The organism is Aneurinibacillus sp. XH2, assembly GCF_001439585.2.
In the GTDB taxonomy this organism is placed as follows: domain Bacteria; phylum Bacillota; class Bacilli; order Aneurinibacillales; family Aneurinibacillaceae; genus Aneurinibacillus; species Aneurinibacillus thermoaerophilus.
Genome location: NZ_CP014140.1, coordinates 1,595,132 through 1,621,552, shown reverse-complemented (window position 1 = coordinate 1,621,552; position 26,421 = coordinate 1,595,132). Strand labels below are relative to the sequence as shown.

The 26,421-nt window shown below is 38.8% G+C and carries 35 protein-coding genes, 3 pseudogenes and 1 riboswitch; of the genes and pseudogenes, 12 read left to right on the top strand and 26 right to left on the bottom strand.

Annotation, left to right across the window (positions count from 1 at the left end):
* The first annotated feature begins 36 nt into the window (after positions 1-36).
* Entirely contained in the window at positions 37-1,383 is a 1,347-nt protein-coding gene (locus tag ACH33_RS08045; RefSeq protein ID WP_057898547.1) for a glycosyltransferase family 2 protein, read from the top strand.
* A gap of 258 nt (positions 1,384-1,641) precedes the next feature.
* Here ACH33_RS08045 and ACH33_RS08040 read toward each other — a convergent pair whose 3' ends face one another.
* Entirely contained in the window at positions 1,642-1,956 is a 315-nt protein-coding gene (locus ACH33_RS08040; RefSeq protein ID WP_057898546.1) for a hypothetical protein, read from the bottom strand.
* Between the two features lie 8 nt (positions 1,957-1,964).
* Positions 1,965-2,049: riboswitch (cyclic di-GMP riboswitch) on the bottom strand.
* Between the two features lie 401 nt (positions 2,050-2,450).
* On the opposite strand from ACH33_RS08040, the gene ACH33_RS08035 reads away from it, so the two are divergent.
* Positions 2,451-3,647: a beta-ketoacyl synthase N-terminal-like domain-containing protein gene (locus ACH33_RS08035; RefSeq protein WP_057898545.1), complete on the top strand. Its 1,197-nt coding sequence runs from the start codon at positions 2,451-2,453 to the stop codon at positions 3,645-3,647.
* Positions 3,648-3,678: 31 nt separating this feature from the next.
* The gene (locus tag ACH33_RS08030) at positions 3,679-4,860 is read left to right on the top strand and encodes a sensor histidine kinase (RefSeq protein WP_057898544.1); all 1,182 of its coding nucleotides are present in this window, start codon (positions 3,679-3,681) and stop codon (positions 4,858-4,860) included.
* Positions 4,861-5,036: 176 nt separating this feature from the next.
* Here the strand turns inward: ACH33_RS08030 and ACH33_RS08025 are convergent, their stop codons facing one another.
* Positions 5,037-5,270 carry a hypothetical protein gene (locus ACH33_RS08025; protein ID WP_057898543.1) on the bottom strand — a complete coding sequence of 78 codons (234 nt, stop codon included), beginning with the start codon at positions 5,268-5,270 and terminating at the stop codon, positions 5,037-5,039.
* Between the two features lie 322 nt (positions 5,271-5,592).
* Between ACH33_RS08025 and ACH33_RS20065 the strand changes: the two are divergent.
* The 5 genes and pseudogenes from ACH33_RS20065 to ACH33_RS07995 form a co-directional block, all read left to right on the top strand.
* Positions 5,593-5,729 (top strand): annotated as a pseudogene (locus tag ACH33_RS20065) (IS110 family transposase); the annotation flags it as partial.
* 975 nt (positions 5,730-6,704) lie between these two features.
* Positions 6,705-7,439: an AzlC family ABC transporter permease gene (locus ACH33_RS08010; RefSeq protein WP_057898540.1), complete on the top strand. Its 735-nt coding sequence runs from the start codon at positions 6,705-6,707 to the stop codon at positions 7,437-7,439.
* A complete protein-coding gene (locus tag ACH33_RS18650; protein ID WP_082705952.1) occupies positions 7,429-7,740 on the top strand; it encodes an AzlD domain-containing protein in 312 nt (103 codons plus the stop codon). The genes ACH33_RS08010 and ACH33_RS18650 overlap by 11 nt, the downstream gene beginning before the upstream one ends.
* A gap of 223 nt (positions 7,741-7,963) precedes the next feature.
* A complete protein-coding gene (gene gntB / locus ACH33_RS08000) occupies positions 7,964-8,911 on the top strand; it encodes a guanitoxin biosynthesis L-arginine gamma (S) hydroxylase (protein WP_057898539.1) in 948 nt (315 codons plus the stop codon).
* A gap of 71 nt (positions 8,912-8,982) precedes the next feature.
* Positions 8,983-9,366 carry a YmaF family protein gene (locus tag ACH33_RS07995; protein ID WP_082705951.1) on the top strand — a complete coding sequence of 128 codons (384 nt, stop codon included), beginning with the start codon at positions 8,983-8,985 and terminating at the stop codon, positions 9,364-9,366.
* A 332-nt stretch (positions 9,367-9,698) separates the two neighbouring features.
* Here the strand turns inward: ACH33_RS07995 and ACH33_RS07990 are convergent, their stop codons facing one another.
* Positions 9,699-10,079, bottom strand: coding sequence for a zinc ribbon domain-containing protein (locus ACH33_RS07990; RefSeq protein WP_057898538.1), 381 nt, complete (start codon positions 10,077-10,079; stop codon positions 9,699-9,701).
* Positions 10,061-10,249, bottom strand: a pseudogene (locus tag ACH33_RS07985) (DUF3850 domain-containing protein); the annotation flags it as partial. The pseudogene ACH33_RS07985 and the gene ACH33_RS07990, both read right to left, overlap by 19 nt.
* 100 nt (positions 10,250-10,349) lie before the next feature.
* Between ACH33_RS07985 and ACH33_RS07980 the strand changes: the two are divergent.
* On the top strand, positions 10,350-10,889 hold the full coding sequence (locus tag ACH33_RS07980; RefSeq protein ID WP_236781989.1) for a ferritin family protein: 540 nt from the start codon (positions 10,350-10,352) through the stop codon (positions 10,887-10,889).
* On the opposite strand, the gene ACH33_RS20340 is transcribed toward ACH33_RS07980, so the two are convergent.
* The 4 genes from ACH33_RS20340 to ACH33_RS07965 form a co-directional block, all read right to left on the bottom strand.
* Positions 10,876-11,010 carry a hypothetical protein gene (locus ACH33_RS20340; protein ID WP_257721589.1) on the bottom strand — a complete coding sequence of 45 codons (135 nt, stop codon included), beginning with the start codon at positions 11,008-11,010 and terminating at the stop codon, positions 10,876-10,878. The two genes, ACH33_RS07980 and ACH33_RS20340, sit on opposite strands and share 14 nt — an antisense overlap.
* 34 nt (positions 11,011-11,044) lie before the next feature.
* The gene (locus ACH33_RS20335; RefSeq protein WP_257721588.1) at positions 11,045-11,167 is read right to left on the bottom strand and encodes a hypothetical protein; all 123 of its coding nucleotides are present in this window, start codon (positions 11,165-11,167) and stop codon (positions 11,045-11,047) included.
* Positions 11,168-11,233: 66 nt separating this feature from the next.
* Positions 11,234-12,411 (bottom strand): IS3 family transposase gene (locus ACH33_RS19170; RefSeq protein ID WP_408863234.1). Its coding sequence is split into 2 segments (ribosomal slippage): positions 11,234-12,135 and positions 12,135-12,411, totalling 1,179 coding nucleotides; the frame shifts between segments, so codons are not numbered across the junction.
* A gap of 59 nt (positions 12,412-12,470) precedes the next feature.
* Entirely contained in the window at positions 12,471-12,755 is a 285-nt protein-coding gene (locus ACH33_RS07965; protein ID WP_057898535.1) for a transposase, read from the bottom strand.
* A 70-nt stretch (positions 12,756-12,825) separates the two neighbouring features.
* Between ACH33_RS07965 and ACH33_RS20060 the strand changes: the two are divergent.
* Positions 12,826-12,985, top strand: a pseudogene (locus tag ACH33_RS20060) (IS21-like element IS5376 family transposase); the annotation flags it as partial.
* A 105-nt stretch (positions 12,986-13,090) separates the two neighbouring features.
* Positions 13,091-13,228 carry a hypothetical protein gene (locus ACH33_RS19165; protein WP_156424018.1) on the top strand — a complete coding sequence of 46 codons (138 nt, stop codon included), beginning with the start codon at positions 13,091-13,093 and terminating at the stop codon, positions 13,226-13,228.
* Positions 13,229-13,297: 69 nt separating this feature from the next.
* Here ACH33_RS19165 and ACH33_RS07960 read toward each other — a convergent pair whose 3' ends face one another.
* Together ACH33_RS07960 and ACH33_RS20330 are read right to left on the bottom strand one after the other, a co-directional pair.
* Positions 13,298-13,822: a hypothetical protein gene (locus ACH33_RS07960; protein WP_162265011.1), complete on the bottom strand. Its 525-nt coding sequence runs from the start codon at positions 13,820-13,822 to the stop codon at positions 13,298-13,300.
* Between the two features lie 177 nt (positions 13,823-13,999).
* A complete protein-coding gene (locus ACH33_RS20330; protein WP_257721587.1) occupies positions 14,000-14,128 on the bottom strand; it encodes a hypothetical protein in 129 nt (42 codons plus the stop codon).
* Positions 14,129-14,302: 174 nt separating this feature from the next.
* Between ACH33_RS20330 and ACH33_RS07955 the strand changes: the two genes are divergently transcribed.
* Positions 14,303-14,773, top strand: coding sequence for a hypothetical protein (locus ACH33_RS07955; RefSeq protein ID WP_057898533.1), 471 nt, complete (start codon positions 14,303-14,305; stop codon positions 14,771-14,773).
* A gap of 95 nt (positions 14,774-14,868) precedes the next feature.
* Here the strand turns inward: ACH33_RS07955 and ACH33_RS07950 are convergent, their stop codons facing one another.
* From ACH33_RS07950 to ACH33_RS07875, 16 genes are all read right to left on the bottom strand, one after another.
* A complete protein-coding gene (locus ACH33_RS07950; protein WP_057898532.1) occupies positions 14,869-15,489 on the bottom strand; it encodes a hypothetical protein in 621 nt (206 codons plus the stop codon).
* Between the two features lie 1,165 nt (positions 15,490-16,654).
* A protein-coding gene (locus tag ACH33_RS19160) for an IS3 family transposase (protein WP_442854479.1) occupies positions 16,655-17,832 on the bottom strand; the annotation gives its coding sequence in 2 pieces (ribosomal slippage) (positions 16,655-17,556 and positions 17,556-17,832; 1,179 coding nt in all).
* A gap of 96 nt (positions 17,833-17,928) precedes the next feature.
* Entirely contained in the window at positions 17,929-18,162 is a 234-nt protein-coding gene (locus tag ACH33_RS07930) for a helix-turn-helix domain-containing protein (RefSeq protein ID WP_057898528.1), read from the bottom strand.
* 236 nt (positions 18,163-18,398) lie between these two features.
* Positions 18,399-18,554: a hypothetical protein gene (locus tag ACH33_RS19155; RefSeq protein ID WP_156424017.1), complete on the bottom strand. Its 156-nt coding sequence runs from the start codon at positions 18,552-18,554 to the stop codon at positions 18,399-18,401.
* A 138-nt stretch (positions 18,555-18,692) separates the two neighbouring features.
* On the bottom strand, positions 18,693-19,499 hold the full coding sequence (locus tag ACH33_RS20445) for a M15 family metallopeptidase (RefSeq protein WP_057898527.1): 807 nt from the start codon (positions 19,497-19,499) through the stop codon (positions 18,693-18,695).
* 64 nt (positions 19,500-19,563) lie between these two features.
* A complete protein-coding gene (locus ACH33_RS07920) occupies positions 19,564-19,989 on the bottom strand; it encodes a phage holin family protein (RefSeq protein ID WP_057898526.1) in 426 nt (141 codons plus the stop codon).
* Positions 19,990-20,309: 320 nt separating this feature from the next.
* Positions 20,310-20,447: a hypothetical protein gene (locus tag ACH33_RS19150; RefSeq protein WP_156424016.1), complete on the bottom strand. Its 138-nt coding sequence runs from the start codon at positions 20,445-20,447 to the stop codon at positions 20,310-20,312.
* A 1-nt stretch (position 20,448) separates the two neighbouring features.
* On the bottom strand, positions 20,449-20,805 hold the full coding sequence (locus tag ACH33_RS07915; protein ID WP_057898525.1) for a hypothetical protein: 357 nt from the start codon (positions 20,803-20,805) through the stop codon (positions 20,449-20,451).
* A gap of 13 nt (positions 20,806-20,818) precedes the next feature.
* On the bottom strand, positions 20,819-21,694 hold the full coding sequence (locus tag ACH33_RS07910; protein WP_057898524.1) for a hypothetical protein: 876 nt from the start codon (positions 21,692-21,694) through the stop codon (positions 20,819-20,821).
* Positions 21,694-22,455, bottom strand: coding sequence for a hypothetical protein (locus ACH33_RS07905; RefSeq protein WP_057898523.1), 762 nt, complete (start codon positions 22,453-22,455; stop codon positions 21,694-21,696). Before ACH33_RS07905 ends, ACH33_RS07910 begins: the two co-directional genes overlap by 1 nt.
* A complete protein-coding gene (locus tag ACH33_RS07900; RefSeq protein WP_236781988.1) occupies positions 22,455-22,775 on the bottom strand; it encodes a hypothetical protein in 321 nt (106 codons plus the stop codon). The genes ACH33_RS07905 and ACH33_RS07900 overlap by 1 nt, the downstream gene beginning before the upstream one ends.
* A gap of 3 nt (positions 22,776-22,778) precedes the next feature.
* Positions 22,779-23,429, bottom strand: a complete 651-nt coding sequence (locus tag ACH33_RS07895; RefSeq protein WP_057898522.1) for a putative phage tail protein — start codon at positions 23,427-23,429, stop codon at positions 22,779-22,781.
* Positions 23,426-24,535 carry a baseplate J/gp47 family protein gene (locus ACH33_RS07890; protein ID WP_057898521.1) on the bottom strand — a complete coding sequence of 370 codons (1,110 nt, stop codon included), beginning with the start codon at positions 24,533-24,535 and terminating at the stop codon, positions 23,426-23,428. The genes ACH33_RS07895 and ACH33_RS07890 overlap by 4 nt, the downstream gene beginning before the upstream one ends.
* Positions 24,532-24,966, bottom strand: coding sequence for a DUF2634 domain-containing protein (locus ACH33_RS07885; protein ID WP_057898520.1), 435 nt, complete (start codon positions 24,964-24,966; stop codon positions 24,532-24,534). The genes ACH33_RS07890 and ACH33_RS07885 overlap by 4 nt, the downstream gene beginning before the upstream one ends.
* Positions 24,963-25,430 (bottom strand): DUF2577 family protein, encoded by a 468-nt coding sequence (locus tag ACH33_RS07880; protein ID WP_057898519.1) that lies wholly within the window; start codon positions 25,428-25,430, stop codon positions 24,963-24,965. The genes ACH33_RS07885 and ACH33_RS07880 overlap by 4 nt, the downstream gene beginning before the upstream one ends.
* Positions 25,427-26,344 (bottom strand): XkdQ/YqbQ family protein, encoded by a 918-nt coding sequence (locus ACH33_RS07875; protein ID WP_236781987.1) that lies wholly within the window; start codon positions 26,342-26,344, stop codon positions 25,427-25,429. The genes ACH33_RS07880 and ACH33_RS07875 overlap by 4 nt, the downstream gene beginning before the upstream one ends.
* Between the last annotated feature and the right edge of the window lie 77 nt (positions 26,345-26,421).

The window sequence follows — 26,421 nt, the reverse complement described above, 5'->3', positions numbered from 1 at the left end:
TTAGATAAAAAATAAAGTTTTCCTACAAGAGGTACTATGCATCCAGACATTCATTCTAATACAAATACTAAAACAATAAAAAAAATTTACATTCCTGTAAGTACAAAATTTTGGCTAAGTCATTTTATCGCTTTTTTGTGGATGTGCTTTTCCATTTATATTTCCATGCCTTGGTTAAAGGATTTATCAAGTATTATTTCTTTTCCTTTCGCTCTGCTCATTATTATAGGAATTTCATATATTCCAGGATATATGAATGCTTTTCTTGTTGCAAGCTTAGTCTTTGATCGACAGCCGCCGTTCAAGAATGAGTTTTCCACCGATTCTGTAACCGTTCTAATAGCTGCTTATAATGAAGAAGAAAAAATATTTAATACATTAAGATATCTTTCAAAGCAAGATTATAAAGGTAAAATAACTACGATGATTATTGATAACGGTTCAACTGATAATACTGTTTCCGAAATACTAAAAGCAAAACAGGAACTAGACTTGGATATTGCAATTTTTCACGAAGAGCATCCTGGAAAGTTTCATGCTTTAAACAAAGGACTACAATATGTTACGACTCCATATGTAATTACACTAGATGCAGATACATTATTGCATCCATCCGCTATTCGTTATATCGTAGCCAGAATAAAAAGTAGTTCAGAAGAGATATGTGCAGTGGCAGGCTCTATTCTTGTTAAAAATAGTCGAGATAATATATGGACAAAGATACAGGAATGGGATTATTTTTTAGGAATTGCTTCTATTAAACGGCTTCAGGGTTTATATCAGGGAACACTTGTTGCACAAGGAGCCTATAGCATATACAAAACTTCATGCCTCAAAGAAATCGGGGGATGGCCTAATGCAATCGGTGAGGACATTGTCTTAACATGGAGACTTTTACAAAAAGGGGGGAAAATTTATTTTGAACCATTAGCAGTAGCTTTTACAGAAGTACCTACCAGTTTGAAACACTTTGTTCGTCAACGCTCTCGTTGGGCTAGAGGAATGATTGAAGGGCTAAAGGAAATTAAACCCTGGGAACAACCCCAGCTATATACAAAATACTTAACCTTTATTAATTTGATTATGCCTTATTTGGACTTTGCATACACATTCTTTTGGATTCCTGGCCTTGTTCTTGCATGGTTCGGTTACTATTGGATTGTTGGACCTATGACATTACTCGTTTTACCTCTCACTTTAATAAGCTATAGTTTCCTTTATTTCTTTCAAAAAAAATATGTTTTTACCTCCTTACATTTAAAAGTTCGTAAAAACTTTCTCGGTTTTCTTTTATTTGTTCTTTTTTATCAAATGATTATGTCACCCGTTTCAACATATGGATATATACAAGAAGTGTTCAAACTACAAAGGATATGGAAATAGCAGCTGCATTTCTACAAAAGCACCCAGGACTGAAAGTTTCGCTCTAGATGATAACCGTCTTTATGTGACGGGAAAAAATGAATCATGTAGAAAAAAGATAGCTGTAGCTGATACCGATGGTTATAGAGCAAAGCCTCGCCACCCAAATGGGCAGCGGGGCATTATTATTTTTGCTGCACTCTTCCTCTAAATACCCCGACAATGTTTTAACATGACACTACAGAGAAATCTAATTCCAATGGTAGGCATTCTAACATTTTATCTCAAACTATTTTCGTCTATCATACGCTTAATTCTCTCTTTTGCTTCTTCAATATCCAATTCAACACTACTAATGATATCTAACCAATGTTCCTTCTGTTTTTTCATCGTAAAAAATATGGTTGGTTTTTCATGTTTAAGAATAGTGATTAGTTCTATTATTGGTAATGTTTCCCCAATCGCTTTCTCTCTAAGCAGACCTTTAAAAAAACTAGTAAAGATATAATAATGCTGTGACTCATCATGGTGTTTCTCTAGAAGTTTATAAAAATCCACTATCGCATCAACAACTCGATACATTTTTCTTCTCATATATTCCTCCTGGCAACTGGCTGGCATATCTTAAAGATAGAAGCCCCTATAGTTTTGCGTCCTTATCTTTCAATAAGTTTACCTTTTTCAGCAGGAATATATTATCACTAAAAACAAAGCGATAATAGGTATAAAGACATGCAAAAATTGCACCTATCTGACACGGCCCCTTCGTTTATCTTCTGATACTATCATCATACTCCCCCTATTTCAAAACAGCGCCCATCCAATCAAAAATCAGGCCATTTATCCCCGGATTAATTTAATCAAAGATATAACAGCACCATATACCCCCTAAAGCATTGAGCGGTTAACTCAAAATAGTTTTATGTCTACTTCGTAACATTTATAAACATAGACCATCCTATGCAAATATGTACTCAAGGGGACAAATGGTGAGTGATAAATGGGGTTCCAAATTATCGTTTACTGATCTTATTTTCTTAGATAAAATTTATGTATATTTTATTTAAATTCCAAAGGAGGAATAATATGTGAAAGGGGAGAAAGTCGTTATCACAGGATATGGAATCAAAGTTCCAGGTGGATATAATGTAAATCACTTTGCCGATACTCTTTTAACGGGAAAAAGCGCTCTAGACCTTTACATAGGAGAAGGAACGGAAGGAAAAAATATCGCATTCGGGGTTGTACATGATAGATTAGCAGAAATACAGAATAAAAAGTATAGAAGATACCCTAGGATCAGTCTTCTGGCTATGTCAGCCGCAAAGGAAGCGCTACAAATGACAGGAAATATCCATTTAGATCAATATAAAACAGGAATTTTCCTCGGAACGGCTTTAGGGGGAACCCTAGGATACGATGAGATTGTCGTTCTTGCCCAACAGAATAATCTGAAAGATATGCCTGTCAGTGGATGTGGGATCGTCCATTATCATAGCTTAGCTTCTTCAATAGCAGAGTTTCTAGGGGTAAATGGAGTTACGAGAACCGTAGCCACAGGATGCGCAGCAAGCATTGATGCCATCCAGGATGCCATTATGTATTTGCGTTCTGGCGAGTTAGACATCTGCATCGTAGGGGGGGCCGATGCGCCTATTTCTAAAACAGTGATATATGCCTTCGGAAAAATAAGATGTTTATCACAAGACAAAGAGCTACATATGATGGGCGTTCCATTTTCAAAAAAGAGCGGAGGATTTGTCATCGCTGAAGGAGCAAGCGTATTAGTGCTTGAAAGAGAATCGAGCGCTCTGAAAAGGGGAACAAAGATTTTAGGTGTCATTGACGAGGTCAGTACATCAAACGATGGAAAAGGAATATTTTTTTCAGACAGCGAAGGGAAACATTTGCTTCGTGATTTAGAAAAGGTAACTAAACATAGAAAGCCTACATATGTCAATAGCCAGGCACTTGGAATGAAAGAAAACGATAGGATTGAAGCTATCAACCATATGCAGTTGTTTGGTAAAGATGTTCCCATTACTTCTATAAAAAGTATAACCGGTCATACGTTTGGAGCAAGTGCAGGAGCACAAATGATTTCTTCTCTTATTGGAATGGAACGGAATTTCATTCCTAGTACAGTGAATGCGGTTCGAGAGGATTATCCGGAACTGTCTATTGTATATGATACCATTCAAACGGAAGTTGACAGTTTTGTTGTTACTTCTCATGGATACGGTGGAAATAATGCTGCTATTTTCATCTCTAAATACCCATTTTAAAAAATTCATACTTACTGAGGAAGGAAAACGAATGATTGAAACACATAAGGATAAAGAAAAATTGTTGTATTTAATTATCGAAAAAGTTCCAAACATGATCGAAGCGCATATTCAAAATATGCTACAAAAAACAGAAAACTTCCATAAAGTTATTGAAGACCTTGAAGCCTATAGAACTTCTTTATATTCAATATATACTACTGTGGCGAGAATATTATTTAAAGAGAATGAGGAATATATAGAAGCGCTACAACAGCTGGAGAAAACAGGCTATGAAGTAGGGCTTTATTTTGGAGAAGTAAAAGAAATGAATCGAGAAACATTCCTCCAGCTAACACATAGTATTCGAATACATTCTTTTGATTATGTTTGTTCTTTAATTAATGTTCATCTCTCCAAGCCAGAAGAACGCTCTTTTCTGATCTCTAGGCTTTTTGAAATTCTAAATGCGAGATTTAACAGTTGTGTCAACGGCTTCCTTTCTGCAAAAGATAAACAAATCCATTATTTGCATAATCAAAAACTATCAATTATGGGGCAAATGGCAGCGGGCATGGCTCATGAAATCAGAAATCCGCTTTGCAGTATTAAAGGTTTTCAACAACTGATGAAACGAATGGTCCTTAATAAAACAGCAAATACAAATAATTTTTTGAATTACATCGATATTTGCATTAACGAAATTACAAAAATCGAAAACCTGGTGTATGATTTCCTTTTGTTAGCGCGTAAAGGAGACAGTAGAAAAAGAAGCTGGGAAAAAGTAAATATCAATCAAATTTTCCAAAAAATTCATGCGTTAGCTGCATGCTTTGCATTAGAAAAGAACGTTACTCTTCATTTATCTCTGCCATCAACTACTCTTTTCACCTATGGAATCTCTTCATATATCGAACAAATCATGCTTAACATTATCAAAAACAGTATCTCTGCGCTACATCCTGGAGGACTCTTACTCATCAATTTGTATCCTTCGATAGACAGCAAAGAAGCGATTTTAACTTTTGTCGATAATGGAATAGGGATTCCGGAAAATCACATAAATAAAATTTTTGAGCCCTTTTTTACAACGAAAGAAGACGGAACGGGATTAGGTTTGTCCATATGTAAAAGGTTAGTTGAGGAAATGCGAGGAAGTATTCTGATACAGTCAAAAGAAAAAGAGGGAACAACTGTCGAGATTCGTTTGCCCTTAGTTCCCCATGTCATGTAGATCCTTATTAATATCTTCAACTAACACATAATTCTTTTCACCTATTTATAAGCAACATTAATTTACATAACTTTAACTTGTATATATTTTTTAACCAAATATAACAAAAGCATCCTGTTCCAAATTGGAATAGGATGCTTATGGAATAGAATTAAAATTTATTCTTTTTATCCAAATTAATCACTGAAATTTTCAAACAGAAACTTTAACTCTTTACTATCATAAATCTCTCCATTACTAATGAATTTTTCAACTTCTACTGTACCATCTTCCATAAACTCTATTTCCCACCGTTGACCTGGAACGGCTACCTCAACCATAATTGCTTCATTCCTCACTTTACCTAACTTATAGAATATATGATTTTCCTCTAATTTATTAAGAAAACGAATCAACTCTTTTAGATCCAACAAGCCTTCCCCCCATCTTAAGTATAAATTCTTACTCTTCTACTTCGTTCGTTGTTGAAGTGATGTTTTCAAACATTTTTCTTTTCGTTCCTTTTTAAGCAACAACTAAAAAAAAATAGGCAGCACCTATTTTTTTAATGGTTACTTATATATATATCAGGAAAATATTGTGTAGTAAATACTTTTCCTGGTATAGTGTGATTTAACATAAAGTAGCGAAAAATTCCTTTTCTCTATAGGTGGGAGATGAATCGCTTCTGCTTTTTTATCTATAAAAAGTATCTTTCATATAAAAGGAGCATTCCTGTAATGAATGAAATATTCGCCAACGCAGAACGATCCGAAGAATGCACGTGTAATCGCACATCTCATAAAAGCTGGACGGTACTCCGCACCCATTTTCCGACCGGTGTTTATGCCGAACTACGGGAAGCTGTCAAAATACGAGACCACATCTCTTGCAAGATTCAACGCATTCCAGTCAAGGTGCATATCATTGCTAAAGTCCATATTCGGCACACTAGGCTCTGGCTTAACGTCCTGATAAAAAGTCATGTAGGTCAATAGTAATGAAAAACAGTGAAAAACGACAAAATAGTAAGAATAAATAGCATGATGTACGTTTTCATTAGTTTTCAATGGATATGATTGCCGCTTTCATGGAGATGGACCACCTTTGTCAAAAGAGCCCCATAAACATGATAATAAATGTAAAACATATTAACACAAACTTGGTATTTAGATAAAAAGTGAGGGAGTAAAAATGGCTTCTACATCCAATGTCATTTATTTAAGACAATATAAAGCGAGAAAAAAATTTCATCATCTAAAGAAAATTATTTTTTCCAAAGATACATTGTTCGCTATGTTCTTCATTATATTTATAGTAGTATTGCTTATAGTAGCGGGTATTGCAAGTTATTATGATTATTCCTCCCCTTTATTTGATAAAATAAGTACTAATATTGCCGACATATATACCTTTGAACTAAAATAAGCAGCCGGAGAAATTTATTCGTTGCTTTAGTTTACGATTTAGTCGCAGAATGCCTCTCATTTCAATGAGGGGCATATGGTTACCTCCAAATATAAGACTTACTGTGTAAGTCACAGGTTGTCGAAAAAGTCTTGGCAACCTGACAGTCACCTTAATATAAGATGGCTGTTTTTATTTGGTTATAAAATAAACGACAAACGATAACAAAGTCTTATTTTTATTAATTCACAGCAAAATTTTTTGCATCTACTCTGTTTTTATCAAATTATAGCAAATTTTTTTGCGTCAACACGCTTAATTTTTTGCATTTCAATATATTTGGTAATATTTAACCGCATTTTTATACTCTAAATTTACTTTGTATTATGAATATTTCTGGAACGAATTTTGCATGAATTATTATTTATTATTTATATACCAAAAAGGAGGGAAACTACATGGAATTGTTAAGAAATAATTCAAAGCAAATAAGTGACCAAATTATGGACGCACCTGATAAAAAAAAGCAATTTCTATTGGGGGCGAAGCAAATCCTACCCGTCGCGTTAGCCGGTACTATCGATGGATTAGTGTTTGGTCTTCTTGCGAGGCAAGCAGGATTCAGCGTAACAGAAGCCGTGTTGTTTTCATTTTTAGTTAATGCGGCATCATCACAATTTGCCACTTTGGGCTTTATTTCCCAAGGTGTAGCAGGATTTCCTATTCTTATATCTACTATGTTGTTAAACGCACGGCAAATATTGTATGGATTATCTTTAGGACCCCACTTTCGAGATATTCCCATCTGGAAACTGATGGGTGCAGCATGGATGTTAAATGATGAAACCTATGCTCTTAAATCAACCTATCTATCACAAGGAAAGAAAACAAGTCTTCCTTTTTATTGTGGAGCTGGAGTGGTTGATTTAATGATTTGGACCCTCAGCACATTAATTGGGGCTGCTTTTGGTACATTGATTTCAGAACCTCAAAAATATGGACTTGATTTTGCTTATATTGCAACTTTTATTGGATTTCTGGCAATCAATTTAAAATCAACATTTTATGTAAAGACAGCACTTGTTGCCTCTTCTCTTGCATGTTTGGGGTATCACTTAAATGGAGTGACATTATCGGTTATTTTGGGAACTTTTAGTGCTGTAATAATGGGGGTTATTTTTGATGAACGATAAGCTAATATTATACATCTTACTAATGGCAGTAATAACCTATCTAACAAGATTTCCAATGCTTGTCTTAAGTTCTCGTGTAGAAATGCCTTCTTGGGTTCAACGTGGGCTTAGAATGGTTCCTGTCGGGGTTTTTAGTTCATTAACAATTCCGCCAATTCTCTTTCATACACCTGCAAACATATGGAATCCTGAGTATATGGTAGCTGGAGCCTTTGCTTTATGGATAGGATTATGGAAAAAACAAATTGTACTATCTTTGTTAGTAGGAGTGGGCTGTCTTGTTTTGTGGAGAATAATATAACACTATTCATGTTATCTCCTTAATATTTTAAATAATAATCATATTCGAAAGGGGAGGTGCCGAAGAGCAAAAGAAAGGAAGTGAACTTCTCCCATAAGGGAAGTAAAAATATGAAAAGTATATTGTTGGTAGATTTATGCTTGCACCTTAGAATCATCGAATACTATTAAATGTTAAATTAGCAATCTACACAAAGTAATTATTATGTAGAGGGGTGTAAGTAGTGGTAAATTATAAGTTTTCAGAGGAAATAAAGGCACAATTACTACCGCTTCATGAATCTAACAACTATAGAGCCCTTATCGGTTTACTATTTGACTTTTTAGTCATATTTGGAGCTATTATGCTTGGTACTTACAGTTGGTATCTATATCCTATTTCTGTATTAGTTATCGGCGGAAGACAAAAAGCTTTAGCAACTATTTTACACGAAGCAGCTCACTTCTCTCTAGCAAAAAGTAAAAAACTATGTATTTTTTTGGGTAAATATTTCTCAGGTTACTTAATTGGACAGGAATTTTATAATTATAGGGATTCACATGTAGCAAATCATCATCCTTTCCTTGGGGACAAAGAGAAAGATCCCGATTACAAATATCATTTAGATATCGGATTATATAGTGTAAAAGACAAAAAACATTTTTTATTTAAATTTGTATTGAGACCTTTTTTACTATTAAGTTTAGCCCACTATGCATATTATGTTTTTAAGTATAGAATGTTTAAGTTCAAAAATATAAAGCAATTTGTAAATATGAGTATATACTGGATAGTATTATTATCAGGTATTATTTATTTTGATTTATTTAACTACTTTATCTTATATTGGATTATACCTTACTTCACCTCTTTTATGGTTATAGGATGGTTTGTGGAGTTAGCAGAACATTATCCCCTGGTACATGAAAATAAAGTGAGCCTGTATATGACAAGAAATAGATTTAGTCATTGGATCGAAGCATTTTTCTTAAGTATTCATGCTGAAAATTATCATCTTACCCATCATTTGTGGCCAACGATTCCATATTGGAACCTTGCAAAAGCGCATAAGATCATGATGCAGGATAAAGCATATAGAGAGGCAAATCTACAAATGGGTGGCGTTTTTCTTTCGTCAAACCAAAATCCTCCATTTATAAAAGATTTAATTAAAAAAGACATCTGCCTATGATAATTGTCCAAACCAAAGAGAAAAGACAAACATACGATACCATAAGACTTTACTTCAAGGGGGGCATCTTTATGAATAAAGAGCCTGCAAACATAAAAAGTTTTAAAATAAAAAACAAAGCGAATAGCAAAATACATGCAAAAAAACGGATACAAACACATACACACGAATTTTTAGGTAGTACCAAGTTGGCAGAAGCGGGGGCTGACAGACATAACCATCGTTTTGCAGGAGTTACAAGCCAAGCAATCCGCAGAGGTAATAGCCATGTACATGTAATAACCGTTAATACTGATTTTTTTAATCACCTGCATCAAATTAGAATCATAACAGGTCCTGCTATTCCTGTCGGTAACGGAAAACATGTACACTTTGCCAAAGGGAGAACTACACTGAACGATGGCCATGTCCATAATTTTGAATTCTCCACCTTAATTCAAAGCCCCCTCATATAGTGGAAACTTATAACAAAGCGGCTCTCTGGTGCACTAGAGAGCCGCTTTGTACATAGCTGAGATTACGAAACATCACAGTTATCGTTCATTATTATGACATCCCATCTCTTCAAATTCCCTGTCAAACTCATCAGCATCACGCATAAACGTCTCCACTTGCTTTATGGACCTCCCCCACTTACCATAAGGGGTTTCTGAACTATCCACTTCGATAGAACAGGCGATCAGCGGGTTGTCGCTAATCTCACAGACACGTGCCGTCTGCGAGGGGAATCATTCAGCAACACACCCTTACGGGCGTAGGTCGGAACAAACCATCTACTACTTCTCGCTTAGGCGATCCGTAGATACGTGGGTTTCTGAATTTCAAACGGCAAGGACTGAATCCGGTTTTCATACAACACTTTGGACAGTAGATTCGCCGCACCGTGAATGTCCCGATGTTGGGTATAGCCGCACAAACAGCGATACATACGCCCACGCACGTTCTTTTTCGCCCCGCAAACCGGACAGGTTTGCGATGTATAGCGTTCCTCGCGCTTATGGAGCATGATGCCTTCCGCCTTCAGTTTGTACGTTAGGTACTTCTTTACTTTCCCAAACTGCCATTGGCTCATTCGCTGATTGTGGCAGCGAGAACGTTTCTTTTTCTTCTTTCGCTGGACACCTTCGACGTCTCCAAGGTAGACTTCGTTCACTTGCTGGGCGACCATTGCGTATAATCGGTCATATACGTCACCGCAGTCTCTACTTCCCGTCCGGTATACTCCTGCTTGTCTGGGTCAAACTCTTTCAATACAAGCGTATTTCCTTCTTCAAATCCCCGATCATTTTTCCAAATCTCAAACTTTTTTCGGCCATCCAGCACTGCTTGGAAATATTCAGGCCATGTTTTTTATTCGTACGTTTTCATTGTTCCTTCACCGTTTACGGCGCTTACACATAAGATATTAAATAATTTTAGTCCTAGGAGGAATTTTCTTATGAAAATCTATCCTGATTATACAATGCAGGCATATCATCTATTATATCCTTTGATGTTCCAAAACACAGTGACACCTATACAGTACCAAGCTCAATCTTCCTTGCCTTCTTCATATGCGATGTACCAAACGAATTTACAAGCCGTTCTTCCTCTTTTACAACAAGCAATACAAGGAGAACGTAACGACGAACTTTTTTACGATTACCTGATTCAAAACGCTCCATCAAATCAAGACAAAGAAATCATTATCTCCATTCGTGATGATGAAAGACGTCATCGTCAAATGTTTAGGCAGATGTACTATTCTCTAACAGGTCAAATGATTGGGCCAAGCGATAGCGAATCGTTTGAGAAACCAGCCAACTATCTTTCTGGAATCGAAAAAGCCATATTTGGTGAACTAAGCGCAGTAGAGCTTTATCGCAAAATTTACTTTATGATCCCGGGTACAGTATTCAAAAATATGGTGTTTGAGATTTTAACCGACGAGATTAAACATGCTAGTAAATATAATTTTCTGTATGCTAAAAACAAATAGGTTTGTAACGTTCCTGTGTTCTAGTCAAGGGAACCTTTTTTGTATTCCCCATCGGACTCCCGGCAGGCAACCGATTTATGCTATTTACTTCTGGTGCTTCTTCAAAAAACACTTCACTCATACTGCGATACCTCCTATATTCCAGATTTGATTTGCTACAGCCAGATAATCAATCGGTACTCGTCCTGTTCAAACCTCATAGGCGTATATCTCGAAGTCATGCAACGGAATCCTTTTTCTTCCCCGGCCACGCCGGTTTTTTTCGTGCTTGCATCCATATAAATGCATAGTCAGGTTTTGGTCTTACCCCTGTCAAGTAGACAGTGTTAAAAAAGCCTATATTTTTATGTGTCCATTTTTTCCCGATATTCGATCGGCGACAGATAGCCGAGTTTTTTCTGGAACCGTTCACTGTTGTAAAAAGTAATATATTGCCCAATGGCTTGATGAAGTTCGTCCATTGACGTATACTTATCCATGTACAACTTTTCTGTTTTGAGATGCGAAAAGAACGATTCGATGCAGGCGTTGTCTAGGCAGTTTCCTTTGCGAGAGTGGCTGCCCACCATGCCCCACTGTTCGATTCGTCTGTTGTACGAACGAGACGTGTATTGGAAGCCTTGATCGGAGTGGGTCATGCTTCCAGTCACGTTTCTTTTTCTTTTTGCTTTATCCAATGTATCCAGGACAAGCTTGAGGTCATTTCGTTCGGAAATATGATAGGCAACAATTTCGTTATTATATAAATCCTGTATGGCAGACAAGTAAAGAAACTGGTTTTGGAAAGAAAGATACGTAATGTCGGTTACCCATTTTTGATTTGGTGCTTCTGCCTTAAACTGGCGTGCTAGAAGGTTTGGGTACACTACGGATGGTTGTTTGCCAAAGAAACGTCTCTTCTTACGGATCACCGACCGAAGGTCGAGATCTTTCATTAAGCGGTAGACACGTTTGTGATTGACATCGTATCCTTCTTTTCGTAAAGCAACGGTCATACGTGGATAGCCATAAAACGGACATATGGTATGTATGGCTATGATGTGCGCCTTGAGCTCCTCTTCTAACTGTTTACGTCTCGCTTTATGTTCCCCTGGTTTCGGCCATTTATGGTATCCCTGACGGGATACCTTTGCAATCTCAAGCAACCAACATAAACGGTAGGTAGAGCGCAGGGTATGGATGATTTCAAATCGCTTCTCTTTTGGAATCACTCCTTGTGTAGATTTGGATATCGCTTTTTTAGGTAATCACGCTCCGCTTTCACATACGCCAGTTCTTCCTCTACACTTTTAAACTTCGTCTTTGGTCGTCCTTTTCTCCAGGCTGTTGATTCCCCTCTTTTATCTTTAAAATCTTCTCCGTTGCGGTACTTTTTCACCCATCGCTTCACCTGTGTATTGCTTCGAATCTCCAGTCGCTCTGCCACTGCTTGATAACTCATTCCCTCTTCTTCATACAGTCGAACCGCTTCCACCTTAAGCTCCGGTGTGTAGTGTTGAAACTTCTGTCCCTTTTTAGCCACAAAAAATCCCCTCCAGTTAACAGTGAAAATCCATTGTAACACAGGGCTTTTTTACACTGTCAACCACAAGGGAATAATATCAAGATGTGCATGGCCTTTTTTAAAATAGCATTTTCTTCTTCCAGGTAACGAATTCGTTTTTGAAACTCGGAGAGCTGGTGGTTCTCGTTACGGAATTTCTGTTTGTTTCTAATCTCAGGTTCCTGCTTATATTTTTTTACCCAGTTGTTAATCGTGTTTTTACTAATGTCCAACTCTCGTGCTGTTTGAGTAACACTTTTCCCCTTCTCCAAAATATAACGAGCCGTTTGCCGTTTACACTCTTCATCATATTGTCTTCTCATACGGACACCTCATGTATAGATTCTTATTTCTATCATAATGTGTGTCCACTTTTTAGTCTAACATCAAGAAATGTCTATCTCTGACATTGCCCGGCAGTTGGGGATTGATCGAAAAACAGTTCGTTAAATATCTTGGGGAAAACTCTCCGCCTTTGAAAAAGAAACGAACGAGCCGAGGAAGTAAACTAGACCGTTATAAAGACTACTTGCATAAACGCATGATAAAAGAATGAGAAACAGGTCATTGGAGTTGGCCGCTCTCAATCCGCTTCTCATTTTGGGGTACATACTCGTTCGCTTTCTGAATATGACGAGCTCACCGAAGGTGAGACGTCATGATGGAGAAAATCGAAAAGTACTGTCAAAGATTAAATGTACCGACCATATGCGATGTGTGGTCGGAAGCAGCAGAACAAGCTGCCAAGAATAATGTACTATACTCTGCGTTTTTATTCAGCCTTCCATATACATAGTACTTGAAGCTTCGTCATGTGTATGGTGGGATATCAAGTGTGATTTATATAGTAGGACACACTCATGTGCTAATTCATTGATGTAATATCTAGTCGAATCATTTGAATTTTATTTTCTTCACACCAAAATTCGAGCGTTATTTGATTCTTTTTATCAATGTATCCTAAAATTTCAGCTCCTTGTTCTCGCCTCTTATAGTTGTTTTTACCATATAATTTAACAACTTTTTCTGAAAAGTCTCCTAGCTTAATTCCATTTTGGGTCACTAATTTTTTTGTGTTATTATCGTTAACAATGATTCTGACAATCTCATGGCTACCTTTGTCAGTAGCAATAACTAAACCATTTTTTAGACTGAAGTAGTCATGAGAACTATTCATATTTAAATAGTGAATCTCTCCATACTTTTTTATAAAATTTGACTCTTTAATATTTTCATGTAACTTTAATCCATTTATATTTTCTTTGCTTAGGTCGGTGCTATTAGTAATTAGTAAATAAACAGGTCGTGGGGCTAGTTGCCATTGAAAGATAATTAGATAAGTTGAGGTAATAACTAATACTACTAAAAAAATTATCTTTTTCAAATTCATCTCTTCCCATTATATAGACTTCAAATGTATAATTCCCATCATTTTGATTACCATTTCAATTACCAAGGGACACATAGAAATCTTGTCCATTCCATTTTTCTTCTTTACTGCGTACTGGTGCACTTACTACCATTTCGTTTGGATCAATTAGCCATGTGCGTGATATCTATTCTGCCTCTACACCCCCTCAAGCTTTGTCTCATTTTCCATATGTACCGTATTTATCCGGAAAACCCCATTGTCAATTCTCCAAATTCCTGTTTCAATCGGCACCTCTTTCCCCTCGCTATCCACTGTACTTCTCATGCTAAAATTATATATTCCTCACTACTACTTTACTTTGTCTGCATCCATTTTCCTAGTCTTGACCTTTATAAATTCTGGAAGTTTAGTATAATTGAAAGAAAAATAAGATAGACAAAGGAAATCAAAAGTAAGCTTTTATGATACATCATCATCTTTTTGAAAGGGGATGGGAACATGAAGCAAACCACACTCATGATTGATGCAGACCAGTTGCGTGAGATTGTTGTTCGTCTAGCAAATGATGTGGTGCGCGAACTGACCCGGAACCGGAAAGAAAAGATGGTGGATAAACTTGAGTTTCATAGTGCACTGCAAAAGAAACTTCTGGAATTAGCGCCGGATTTCTGCTGCTATGGGGAAAAAGAGCACCCGATTCCTAACGTACAATCCAACGATCGAAGTGGGATAATTGATGTCGCCTGGTGGACGCTAGCCGATCGAGAATTGTTGGCCGTGTTTGAAATAGATTCCACCGTTCGCACAAAGTCTCTTCGTAAAATCCTGCATGCCAACTGTCCCTACCGCTTCTGGGTGTACTATGGAAGTTGCGAAATTCGAGACGTAATCGAAACATTGGATATAGAGCACAAAATTAAAATCATTGATTTTTCGATAGAGTTTGGAAAGAAAAAGCGAAAACCCTGAAAAATAATAAATGAACAGATTGTAGTGGAATTATGAACATAAAGAAAGAGGCGTATTTGCGCAACACGTCTCTTTCTTCGTTAACCATTACGTTTTCAACTTTTTCCCTGATGATGTTTTTGGAATTGCGCTTTTAGCTCATCTACCGTAACGCCCTTTTGTTTTGCCAGTTCTTCAAGTTTCGCTTCACGCTCTTTTTGGAATTGCGCTTTTAGCTCATCCACCGTAACGCCTTTTTGTTTTGCCAGCTCTTCAAGTTTCGCTTCACGCTCTTTTTGGAATTGCGCTTTTAGCTCATCCACCGTAACGCCTTTTTGTTTTGCCAGCTCTTCAAGTTTCGCTTCACGCTCTTTTTGGAATTGCGCTTTTAGCTCATCCACCGTAACGCCCTTTTGTTTTGCCAGTTCTTCAAGTTTCGCTTCACGCTCTTTTTGGAATTGCACTTTTAGCTCATTCACCGTAACGCCTTTTTGTTTTGCCAGCTCTTCAAGTTTCGCTTCACGCTCTTTTTGGAATTGCGCTTTTAGCTCATCCACCGTAACGCCTTTTTGTTTTGCCAGCTCTTCAAGGTTTACTTTTTGATGATGTGCAAAACGGAAATCTTTTGAAGGATGAGTTGTTTGTGTCGTTGTCTCTGCAGCAAAAACAGAGCTGAATGATGCAAGTGCGAATACAGCACCTAATGTTGTCGCAGCTACTTTCTTTTTCATTTTCATTGGTTCATGTCCTCCTATCTGCTTTTGTTTTTATCTTGCTTACATACATAATATAACCAATCAATGTGGGAAGACTGTCAAGCAATTGTGTAAAATTGTGAAAAAAAGAATGAACCAAGAGTGTTGATTATACAGTATGATCCAGGGCATCTAACTGTTGATGGCAATCAGAAAATGTACCGTTTGGCAATTAAGAGTATGCGCTTACCGTTCGAAATTTGAACTGTGTTTTCTGTTCTCAAGATACTTTTAGTAAAGAATATTATTGTATGTCGATGACATACTTAAAACATATCTTCTGCCAATAAGCATCCCCACTCCTTGGTTTCCCCATTGGAGCCACTTGTACAAAATCTTCCCTTGCAACGAAACGTAAAGAGATGATTCCCCATTATGCCTCATGATAAACTAAAGAAAAGCGAGGTGAAAACAATGAGCACACCAATGCAAAAAAATCTGGCCCAAAACTTTGATGTTGCCATGAAAAATTCTCTTAAAAAAACAAGGATAAAAACGCTTTAGTATGATAAAAGTTAGCAAAATGTTATCAAACGTAATTTTTCAGAATAAAAAAGAGCCGAAAACCCTTGATATTACTGGGGTCTCAGCTCATGCTTTTCGCTATTCAATTACACTTCCATTTTTATTTCAGATACCTTATGTCGTTAAACATTGGATAACGAAATTAAATACGTCTTATTTCTTCCTTATTATATGCAATTCAGATAAAAAAATAAAAAACCAAATAAAATAAGTATGTGGTCAAAAATGTGGTCAAGATTTTTTGTATGAATTTTATGTGTTATCCGCTTTGTCTACCCATCTTATTTGATAATATAGACAACAAAAAGTCCGGAGCATGACCGGATTATTTTTTCTCCGGTATCCAGGTGAACGTATAGTCTGGTTCTTTTTGAACAAATTAAAAAACCTCCCGGATTTCCGAAAGGTTTCTGACTGTTCCCTGCCCTATATGGTATGCACGAATAAGGGGATAGGACTGGTTTTATAAAGAAATTTATTGCAAACGGCCAGTTCTGCCGCTTAATTGTTGTTCTGCCATTTGTACAAGACGTTTCGTAATTTTATCCGAACAAAACAAAAAGCCCCTTCCAGGGTGGTCTTACCCCTGTCAAGTAGACAGTGTTAAAAAAGCCTATATTTTTTATGCGTCCATTTTTTCCCGATATTCGATCGGCGACAGATAGCCGAGTTTTTTCTGGAACCGTTCACTGTTGTAAAAAGTAATATATTGCCCAATGGCTTGATGAAGTTCGTCCATTGACATATACTTATCCATGTACAACTTTTCTGTTTTGAGATGCGAAAAGAACGATTCGATGCAGGCGTTGTCTAGGCAGTTTCCTTTGCGAGAGTGGCTGCCCACCATGCCCCACTGTTCGATTCGTCTGTTGTACGAACGAGACGTGTATTGGAAGCCTTGATCGGAGTGGGTCATGCTTCCAGTCACGTTTCTTTTTCTTTTTGCTTTATCCAATGTATCCAGGACAAGCTTGAGGTCATTTCGTTCGGAAATATGATAGGCAACAATTTCGTTATTATATAAATCCTGTATGGCAGACAAGTAAAGAAACTGGTTTTGGAAAGGAAGATACGTAATGTCGGTTACCCATTTTTGATTTGGTGCTTCTGCCTTAAACTGGCGTGCTAGAAGGTTTGGGTACACTACGGATGGTTGTTTGCCAAAGAAACGTCTCTTCTTACGGATCACCGACCGAAGGTCGAGATCTTTCATTAAGCGGTAGACACGTTTGTGATTGACATCGTATCCTTCTTTTCGTAAAGCAACGGTCATACGTGGATAGCCATAAAACGGACATATGGTATGTATGGCTATGATGTGCGCCTTGAGCTCCTCTTCTAACTGTTTACGTCTCGCTTTATGTTCCCCTGGTTTCAGCCATTTATGGTATCCCTGACGGGATACCTTTGCAATCTCAAGCAACCAACATAAACGGTAGGTAGAGCGCAGGGTATGGATGATTTCAAATCGCTTCTCTTTTGGAATCACTCCTTGTGTAGATTTGGATATCGCTTTTTTAGGTAATCACGCTCCGCTTTCACATACGCCAGTTCTTCCTCTACACTTTTAAACTTCGTCTTTGGTCGTCCTTTTCTCCAGGCTGTTGATTCCCCTCTTTTATCTTTAAAATCTTCTCCGTTGCGGTACTTTTTCACCCATCGCTTCACCTGTGTATTGCTTCGAATCTCCAGTCGCTCTGCCACTGCTTGATAACTCATCCCCTCTTCTTCATACAGTCGAACCGCTTCCGCCTTAAGCTCCGGTGTGTAGTGTTGAAACTTCTGTCCCTTTTTAGCCACAAAAAATCCCCTCCAGTTAACAGTGAAAATCCATTGTAACACAGGGCTTTTTTACACTGTCAACCACAAGGGGATAATATCAGGGCTTTAATAAAATCATTGTTTTTTTCTTTGCTCTGCTTGTTCTTTTCTTTTTAAAACATCAGCTTTGTAAAACAGCCGATCTCTTGGAAGTTCCTTAATTGGTTTTAGTACACCACGTTTAACCAGGTCGTTCAGGTTTTGTCGTGAACAGCCAAGTATCTCAAGTGCTTCAGTTGTGTTTACTACTTCGTTAACGATGTATGCTGTTAATTCATCGCGTGATTTGAATGTTATTTCTTCCGCCATAGTATCACCTTCCAGATATTTAAAACGAACCATAGAGCTATAGATGTTACGCCAACCCATTTTAAAGGTGTCATCTTACTGAAATCTAAATCAGATAACCAAGACAGGAATACAATTAACAGGACAACATCAAGAGTAGTTGAGAGTTTCTTCATAATTTAAGGATGGATGTGGTATACTTATTTAGTAAGGAAAGAGGTGGGGCAACACCCCTTTCCGTTTAGATTTTTTTGGGCTTAGCGCTTCCGCTTTTTAGTGGAGCGCTTTTTCTTTTTCTCTCTTTCCTTCTTCCATTTTTTCCACCTTTCTTCGAATTTCTCGGCTATTTCAAATCCGAGTTTGATGCATCCTAGCACTGATGCGATTGTAATCGCCCAGTCTTTCAAATCCATCCTTATCTCACCTCCTTGGCTTTATTATACCAATTATATTTACTCACGTCAATATAATTTTATATATTTATCCTTTTTAGGAAAATTTATATACACAAAAATCCCCGCCATCCATACGGACAGCGGGGATCATTTCGTTCATCTCAACAATATGTTCACCTCTTTTCTGCCAGACGCCTTCCTCACCTCGTCGGCCAGCTCACCAAGCTCTTTCTTATCCTTACGCAACGCTTCGGCTGCTCGATGGTACTCGTCCAGCTTCTGCTGACACTTGTCCGGCTTCGCGTTTTCCTCCTGCCACATTTTCTGATATTGTTTGATTTGTTCGTCCTTCTCTTTCCACTCTGCTTGGATGAGTGCGATGATTTTGTCCGCTTTTGAAACGGGAATCATGTATTCTTCCTCCTTTTTGTCAGTAACCGATGCAACAACTTTCTTCAGCTCTGGAACCTGTACCACCATAGCTGGACGTGATGGACGTTTTCCCGCTTTTAATTGTGCAATAGAAAAACCGAAGGTCATTTGAACGTGTGGGTAGTCCTTGAAACTTCTCCAATCACCACCCCATTCAAATCCTCTGGCTTTGAACATTTGTACGACTTCCATCCAGTCTTTTTTGTGATTCTTATTAAAATCTGTGTTCATGTCCCAAACAACTTGGTTACCATCCGGTGTATATAAAGCGAAGTCCAGCGCCAAACCGTAGTTATGGTAGCTGGTGCCGCCTTTGGCGTTCGTCACGATTTTTCCCGGTTTTGTTCGACCTTGTGCGTATAATTCATTCTGTTCCGCGATTGAACGATACCCCTGCGTAATCAGCACATAGATACCGCGTTGCCAGGCTTCAAATACAACTTCCCAGCCACGCTGGGCAACGACTGGATGTAAATTCGGGTCGTTCAACCGAAAGTTCTTTTGTTTCAGCCAGTCCCATGTAATGGCCATGTCCATCCCTCCTGCTTTAGATCATGAAAAGGCATAGATGCCCGTTTGTTGACTCCGTTTCTCTTCAAAATTTTGCTTCCTTGTCGTTATCGTTTTTCATTTGTTCAAAACGTTGACGCAAAAACGCGGGGACTGGAACCCCAAGCCTCCCCATGTTTTCCACAAGTGAAATCCCCTCCACTGCGATTAAAAACATAATCATTGCATTTCGCATAAATTGCGAATCTGTACTGCCAGCTACTACATCCAACTGATGGGAAACAATGACCAGTAGAATCATGGCCCCTTTTTTAAGCAGTCCGTGAAATGCTCGTTCTGAGCTTATCTTTTTTTCTCTAAAAAACCCGACTAAAATGCCAGATAGATAGTCTGCTGCCATACAAATAGCAAGGGCAACCACTAAACGGTCAAATCCTCCAAGTAAAAAGGCAGCGCTCGCTGCGCCGCCCCCAACTACAAAAGTATAAAATGTATCTGTTTCCTGTCTCATCTACATCCTCCTCACCCCTGTTGGGGAAAAATAAAAGGAGCCAATATGGCTCCTAAAAAATGCATTCATCTTTAGTTATCGATTTCCTATTCTCCTTCTAAACGTCGGTATAGCTCCTAAAATTACGCCGACAATAAGGAGTAAGATCAAAGCGGTAAACGTCAATTTAAGTAACTTCCATAAAATAATTGCAGCCAAAATACCTAGTATTATCCACATCACTATCCACCTCCATTTGGATAGCGTGTGCTATTATTTAGTCATTTATACATCTATTCAAGAAAATGAAAACGCCTCTTCCGTTTTGGAAAAGACGTTGGTTATGTTGTTGTTTGCTGTTCGACTGTATAACCATATTCGTTCTGTAAAACTGCAATTGTAGCTTCTTTTTTGCACGCTGGCACTTGTTCAATCGTCATTTTTCCGTAGTAAATTCGATAAGCGTAAATGTATTCCATATTATACTGTCCCTCCATTTTTCAAAGCTTCTATTTGTACATATAAATCTGCCATTCCTGCCATAAGCGTGTTCATCACTTGGGTTTGTTGTGCATACATTTCGGCAATACCTGCTATTATCGCGTCAGTTGCAGCTTCTTGAGGCTCGGGCTTCCTCATTTCCGGCTCATCCGTTTTTGAGGGTATTCTCTCAGCTAAAAAACTTTCCCATTCTGCTTGTGTTAATTCACTTTCGAATCTTTCTAACTCTTCGTTAGTAGATACAACCGCTGTTCCTCCATCATAAACAATATGGTTGATCTTCATAAAACTTACATCTGGTTTCCCCTCAATCAATGCTATTCTGTAATATCGCATAGATTGACCTCCTTTATGCCTGCTCGTAAATAATTACAGCTTCTTCAAAGCTAATACTGCCTGTAATGAGATACTTTATTTCGATTCGATTATTCCATGGTAAATGCAGGAGTATATTAGGATGGAAAGTATTACTAGCATATGAAAAGCTTTCAAGGTCTCCATGTGGTCCACCATAATGATGAAATGCATAACCGCCGCCACCACCTGTGTCATATCCAGCTGCTCTAGTTAAGATTTCCGGTGTTGAGAAACCAACCGCATTCGGATAGTTGCTATCTCCTGATAGCTTAACATGAGAAATTAAATAACCATCCACCCATATTTGAAAATCGATACGGTCTGAGCTTTTAAATGATGATAAAAGGAATCTAAACGTTTGTAATTTCCCTTTTGTACCAACACCAGAATCAAATAGCCATTGCCAAGACCCTGCTGTATCTGCCGGGTTAACATATAACCGTTTTGTTGTCGGCCATTTTGCTACTGATGTACTTAAGGTATCTTGAATATACGAGATTCTTTGGAATATATTACCTGTACTTAGTGAACCATCTCCAGGTGCACCCATACTATCCCTAATATCTCGTACCTTTTGATGAAGGTTACCATTCCTTACAGGAGCATCACTCATGGTTCCTAGTTGATTCTCTAATGTATCTACATATGCCGCAATTTGTGCTAGTCTAGCAAACACAGTAGAAGTACCGGCAGTATCAGTATTCAATCCTAATTTTGTTTCTAGGGCATCAACAAACGCTTCAAGTTGATCAGTATACTCGGCAATTTGAGCAAGCCGTGCAAACAGGGTCGTCGTACCCGCTGCATCGGTATTTTTCCCTGTTCGTTTGAGTAGTTCTAGCACCTGACTAAGCGTTACTGCATCCATTAAACCACGCTCCTCGCTACAGATGTTAAATTATCGTTTGCATCATAATTCAGTGTCTGCGTAATGGTTTTTCCCCCAACCGTTTCCCTAACTTTTGTTAATTTACCAGACGTATAGGTAAGATCTGTTGCTTTCACAACCGTTGTTCCATCTTTTTCTTCCACCCTTGTTAAATCCCCATTGGTGTAAGTGAGAACGATCGTCCTTGTATCCGCCTGCTGAATAATGGCTTGGACAAAATTTACGTCCAGATTTGTTGTCCCGACCTTAAGGAACGCGGAAAGATTAACAGCTTTCCTTCGATCTATGGAAGTAATGACCTGAGAAGCATCCGTCGCAAAATACCAAAGGGGAAGTTTAGCGTCCGCCGTTGCCTGGGAAGTTGTCTTTTTTATCACTCCATCAGTATCAAGATAAATATACTGCCCCTGGGTAGCGTTTAGTTCAATAGAGCCTGCTTGAATTTCGAAACGTACACCATTCACGTATCCTATACCAGCCGTCCAACTTGCAGTAAGACCAAAAGAAGAAAAAATAAACCCTGGTTCGCTTCCAGGTGGAGACGCTACAAAACTGCCACCAAGTTCCCGAGCCAAGCTTTCCGCCATAATATGGGCATCTTCAATTCCTTTCTCTATTTTATTGGCTCGTGCAGCTGTGAACCGTGTCCCTTGCTGAATGACTTTAGGTTGTCCGGTAACCGGATCGATTTCTCCTGGATCTACCACATGGTCTACCCAGTTTGTCTTTTCATACGCCATTACATTCCTACCTCCACTTTCAGCTGAAGTTCAAATTCAAAGGCAATAAGTAAACCAGTCTCTGTCTTTGTAATAGAGACTGGCTTATGTACAAGCGTATTTCCTTCACCGTTAATAAGTGATGCGCTTTGAATTTGCCCTTGAGTAGTATTATCAAGATAAACGTACTTCGTTATTTTCAGACCATGTACAGCGGTTTTAAAAATAGGAAAGGCTCGTAATTGACCATCTACATTGATAAGTGCACTGGCAACGTGATGACTCAAATCATCGCGCAACAATTCCAACAGTAACGGTTGTACGATTGGTTCATTTGCCACTCTCTACACCCCTTCCTCAGAATAGAATTCATTACATACAGGATACTCTACCGAATAATGGCGTTCTGTCGCTCCTAAAAGCAGAGTTTCTTGATAAATACGGCCTTCTAAGTCATCCTCCGGGTAAAATTCCCCGCAGATAGGATATTCGATATCATACTGACGCGCAGAGACAGAAATTACAATGGCATCTGCTTCAATTCTCCCTGAAATTGAATAGCTGAGGTGTTTTGGCCGCATCTCATATACCATCTGCGACATGCCGTCAAAATCTGCAATTTGGTCCAAGTCTGCAATAATCTCAAATCGTTTTTCACGTCCGTACTCTACAATTTGTGCTTGTTTATTTTTTGTATAATCACGAATCATTCGCTGCATTGCAAGAGGTGTGATTACATCAGGAACATTCAATCGTGCAACAATCTTGGAACGCCGTGATTCGAGAGGTGCGCTTTCCAGAGCAACCGGCAATCCTACTTCCTTCTCCCATTGATTCAGCCCCCATGTAGCTGTTTTAGGATTACCCTGGCGAATGACATTCAGCGCAAAAGCAATCAACCACTCCGATTCCCCTTCTACTGCACCAAAAATTCCATTTGCTTCTTTATTTTTTCGATAATAAGGCGGAACGATATGGATTAATCGCTGACTCATATCATCACCTCAAGTGTTACGGTGCCAACTACAGGAATTTCAAAGGAGTCAATCGTTTGATTGGTCATTTCTCCATTGATAGTCAGTTCATCATAATCTTCCACACCACTAACGCTATGGAGAAGAGCCCCTGTTTTCGTGCGAATGATAGTCCTTGATGCCATCTCTACATCGTCATATTCCAGCAGTTCGGTAAAGTACGATTGTAGTGCTTTTTTATACGCCGCTGTCACTTCTTCCATGCTGTAGTTCTTTAGTAGACGTACCTTCGAATAGAAATTGAATACTTTTGGTAATGCCGCCATAACAAATATACCGTCATCACCAGGGCCAAGAGGCCGCTGAGAAAGAATATGACGGCGTGCATTTTCTACAATCGTACTATCTGGAGACGTTCCGTTTTGTCCAAGTAAAACCACACGGACCGTATTCGGACCATCTACATTTTCAAATACTCGCGCGGCAGCAACACCTGGAACTTCGAGAGCCCATTCAATGTAATGAGCGGCATTTCCAGACGTAGCTCGACGACGCACCTTCTGCCAGTATCGATTTCTCAACTCCTCATCCGATTCATCGTCTGTACCCCCTTCCAAATTCCCGAGCAATTCGACACTTTGTAAACCGTTAATTGTATTTACCGGAAGAAGTGTTGTACCGGCTGTGATTTTCCATGCTGCTCCTGCTTGTTCAGCCTCCAACAAGCCAAAGCCTACACCGTTACTGTCTAACACGACTGTTTCCGGAACAACAAAAAACAGAGGGGATATTCCCTCTGTCATGAATCGGGTTCCAGCTCTAATTTCTGAGTTTGGTATGCCAACAAATTTTAATTGTGGAAGGGTAAGTTGCGCCTTTGTAGCAAGTTTTCTCTCTATTCCTGCCACACTAACCGCTAAATCTAAATTTTCCCCTTCTGCATATTCCACCCACAATGCATAATAAAGAGCCTGGATAAATTGGTAAGCATAATAAAACTCTAACGATACAGGTTTTAAAAAGTCATAGGGGATCGTTCCCTCATCCACATTCATTGGACCTGCAATCGCCAGATAGTTGCTGATAAGCCGCGAAAAGATTTCTTCCTCCGTTGGAATTGCAATCATTCCACATACACCTCCTGAGGAATGACGCCTTCATCGGTTATCATGACATAGTTAATCTTCAAACTCGCTCCTACCCATTCAAATTCGAAGTTTTCACAGCGGTCAACGCCATACAAATATTCAATCGCCTCTTTTACCAAACGCTCAGCCTCTGCTTGCTTCCATTCCCGGGTACCATCCGAGCGAATAAGTTGTTTTAATTCATGGCCATAATCAGAGGTATAAATCGGAAAGACATAGCGCTCGGTACTAAGAGCTTTCTGTCCGTTTTGCTCTAACGCTTCTGCTCCATCAATAATAACCGGCTTTCCATTTGATTGGAGAATAAACTTCCCGGTATTTATATCAAATGCATAGGTGCGTAAGGAGCGTATCTCTTCCTCCTGTGGAGTTTCTTGGGCCGGCTCTGGGAATTCAGGAAAAACACTCATGTATATCTCACCGCCCGATCTAAAATGAAATATAAAGAACCACAAGAAGCCACGATAATCCGATCGCCTTTCTTAAGTTCGTCTAAAAATTCAATTTCTCCCTCGATTAACTCAAATTCACTATTGCTTAGTTCTATATACTTGTAATTATGGCTGCTCTGTGGTGGTAATTTAGGGTACAGGTCATCAACGCTTTCGCTATACATTTTCGTTTTCCCCTGGTTTCGAATGCTAACTTTTCGCTTATGCCTGCACAAGTCTTCCGCAACAACGATAAACTCCTTGGTAATCGGAACTGACAATCCATCGATTTGTATAGATAAATCCGGAGGAGGCGCAAGAACAGTGCCTAATTCAAAGCGCAGCTCACCCAGATCCTGAGATGTATGATTTCCCCCTGCTTTTGGCTGGCTCTTATATGATGACTGTTGTAAAACGCCAGCTAATTGCTGAAATCCGTTCATGCTCCCGCCTCCTCCATCTGAAGCTGTAGCTTCATTTCATGATAGCCCGGCCGAATCGTATGACTGTCCGACCAAACGGTATAAATCCCTTTCAATTCTGTAAACTCTTCATATACTTCTATTTTTGTACCGGAAATCACATCATCAATCCCGAGGGAGGAAATCGAGGCTTCATCTTTTACCTTGCTCAAATTCTTCAATTCCTGCTTAGCCTGGGAAACGGCGCTGCCTTTATTTTTATCCTGTACCTCGATGACCTTAACCAACTTCCCGTATTTCTTAATACCTGCAGAATCCAACTCTTCATGAAGCAAGACATTTGACTTATCATCTCCCCCAATTACCCTTACTACGGTCCGCATACCAGCGATGGAACGTTTCCGACTGGCATCCAGTAAAGCCCCGCCTTGTTCAATCTTCCACCGCTTCGTTTGACCGCGCTGGGTGCCAATATAGGCTTTTCCGTTTTCAATCCAGCACCAATACCGAACACCGTGCGTTTTGTATACCTGGTTTAAAATATCAGCTGTTGCATCCCATAGACTCTTACCACGAATCACCTGTTTTTCTACAGGCGGCATCAAACCAATATCTCCGATCGGTATGCCTACTTGTTCGAACATACGACGAAGCAGCCTATCAGCTGGCTCTCCTGTGGTAATAGCAACAACATCGTTATTCAACAAATAGTAGCCATAGTCATAAGCAACAGGAGAAATATCACCCTTTGCATTTTTATTTAAATCGATCACGATACCCGAAAATAAGGAACGAGGTGAGCCGGTAAAGAAAGAAACAAGTTCTACAAAGTCTCCCTCTTCCACTTTCGGATCGGGCCAAAACTTATCACGTCCCTGGTGAAGTTTAACCTCTAATGTGCGCTTGGCCTCTTGCCGCCCTCCAGACCATGTCACCTCAGAAAAAGGAAGAAGGATGGTTTTTTGCCCTCGTTTCTGTAAATGAATCCTGTAATCATAGTTAGGTCCCATTT

Bases quoted from the DNA above. Each gene is read 5' to 3' on its own strand.
- ACH33_RS08045 (WP_057898547.1), top strand. From the start codon at position 37: ATGCATCCAGACATTCATTCTAATACAAATACTAAAACAATAAAAAAA.
- ACH33_RS08040 (WP_057898546.1), bottom strand. From the start codon at position 1,956: ATGAGAAGAAAAATGTATCGAGTTGTTGATGCGATAGTGGATTTTTAT.
- ACH33_RS08030 (WP_057898544.1), top strand. From the start codon at position 3,679: ATGATTGAAACACATAAGGATAAAGAAAAATTGTTGTATTTAATTATC.
- ACH33_RS08010 (WP_057898540.1), top strand. From the start codon at position 6,705: ATGGAATTGTTAAGAAATAATTCAAAGCAAATAAGTGACCAAATTATG.
- ACH33_RS18650 (WP_082705952.1), top strand. From the start codon at position 7,429: ATGAACGATAAGCTAATATTATACATCTTACTAATGGCAGTAATAACC.
- ACH33_RS07995 (WP_082705951.1), top strand. From the start codon at position 8,983: ATGAATAAAGAGCCTGCAAACATAAAAAGTTTTAAAATAAAAAACAAA.
- ACH33_RS07990 (WP_057898538.1), bottom strand. From the start codon at position 10,079: ATGGTCGCCCAGCAAGTGAACGAAGTCTACCTTGGAGACGTCGAAGGT.
- ACH33_RS07980 (WP_236781989.1), top strand. From the start codon at position 10,350: ATGAAAATCTATCCTGATTATACAATGCAGGCATATCATCTATTATAT.
- ACH33_RS20340 (WP_257721589.1), bottom strand. From the start codon at position 11,010: ATGAGTGAAGTGTTTTTTGAAGAAGCACCAGAAGTAAATAGCATAAAT.
- ACH33_RS20335 (WP_257721588.1), bottom strand. From the start codon at position 11,167: ATGGATGCAAGCACGAAAAAAACCGGCGTGGCCGGGGAAGAAAAAGGA.
- ACH33_RS07965 (WP_057898535.1), bottom strand. From the start codon at position 12,755: ATGAGAAGACAATATGATGAAGAGTGTAAACGGCAAACGGCTCGTTAT.
- ACH33_RS19165 (WP_156424018.1), top strand. From the start codon at position 13,091: ATGATGGAGAAAATCGAAAAGTACTGTCAAAGATTAAATGTACCGACC.
- ACH33_RS07960 (WP_162265011.1), bottom strand. From the start codon at position 13,822: ATGAATTTGAAAAAGATAATTTTTTTAGTAGTATTAGTTATTACCTCA.
- ACH33_RS20330 (WP_257721587.1), bottom strand. From the start codon at position 14,128: ATGAGAAGTACAGTGGATAGCGAGGGGAAAGAGGTGCCGATTGAAACA.
- ACH33_RS07955 (WP_057898533.1), top strand. From the start codon at position 14,303: ATGAAGCAAACCACACTCATGATTGATGCAGACCAGTTGCGTGAGATT.
- ACH33_RS07950 (WP_057898532.1), bottom strand. From the start codon at position 15,489: ATGAAAATGAAAAAGAAAGTAGCTGCGACAACATTAGGTGCTGTATTC.
- ACH33_RS07930 (WP_057898528.1), bottom strand. From the start codon at position 18,162: ATGGCGGAAGAAATAACATTCAAATCACGCGATGAATTAACAGCATAC.
- ACH33_RS19155 (WP_156424017.1), bottom strand. From the start codon at position 18,554: ATGGATTTGAAAGACTGGGCGATTACAATCGCATCAGTGCTAGGATGC.
- ACH33_RS20445 (WP_057898527.1), bottom strand. From the start codon at position 19,499: ATGGCCATTACATGGGACTGGCTGAAACAAAAGAACTTTCGGTTGAAC.
- ACH33_RS07920 (WP_057898526.1), bottom strand. From the start codon at position 19,989: ATGAGACAGGAAACAGATACATTTTATACTTTTGTAGTTGGGGGCGGC.
- ACH33_RS19150 (WP_156424016.1), bottom strand. From the start codon at position 20,447: ATGGAATACATTTACGCTTATCGAATTTACTACGGAAAAATGACGATT.
- ACH33_RS07915 (WP_057898525.1), bottom strand. From the start codon at position 20,805: ATGCGATATTACAGAATAGCATTGATTGAGGGGAAACCAGATGTAAGT.
- ACH33_RS07910 (WP_057898524.1), bottom strand. From the start codon at position 21,694: ATGGATGCAGTAACGCTTAGTCAGGTGCTAGAACTACTCAAACGAACA.
- ACH33_RS07905 (WP_057898523.1), bottom strand. From the start codon at position 22,455: ATGGCGTATGAAAAGACAAACTGGGTAGACCATGTGGTAGATCCAGGA.
- ACH33_RS07895 (WP_057898522.1), bottom strand. From the start codon at position 23,429: ATGAGTCAGCGATTAATCCATATCGTTCCGCCTTATTATCGAAAAAAT.
- ACH33_RS07890 (WP_057898521.1), bottom strand. From the start codon at position 24,535: ATGATTGCAATTCCAACGGAGGAAGAAATCTTTTCGCGGCTTATCAGC.
- ACH33_RS07885 (WP_057898520.1), bottom strand. From the start codon at position 24,966: ATGAGTGTTTTTCCTGAATTCCCAGAGCCGGCCCAAGAAACTCCACAG.
- ACH33_RS07880 (WP_057898519.1), bottom strand. From the start codon at position 25,430: ATGAACGGATTTCAGCAATTAGCTGGCGTTTTACAACAGTCATCATAT.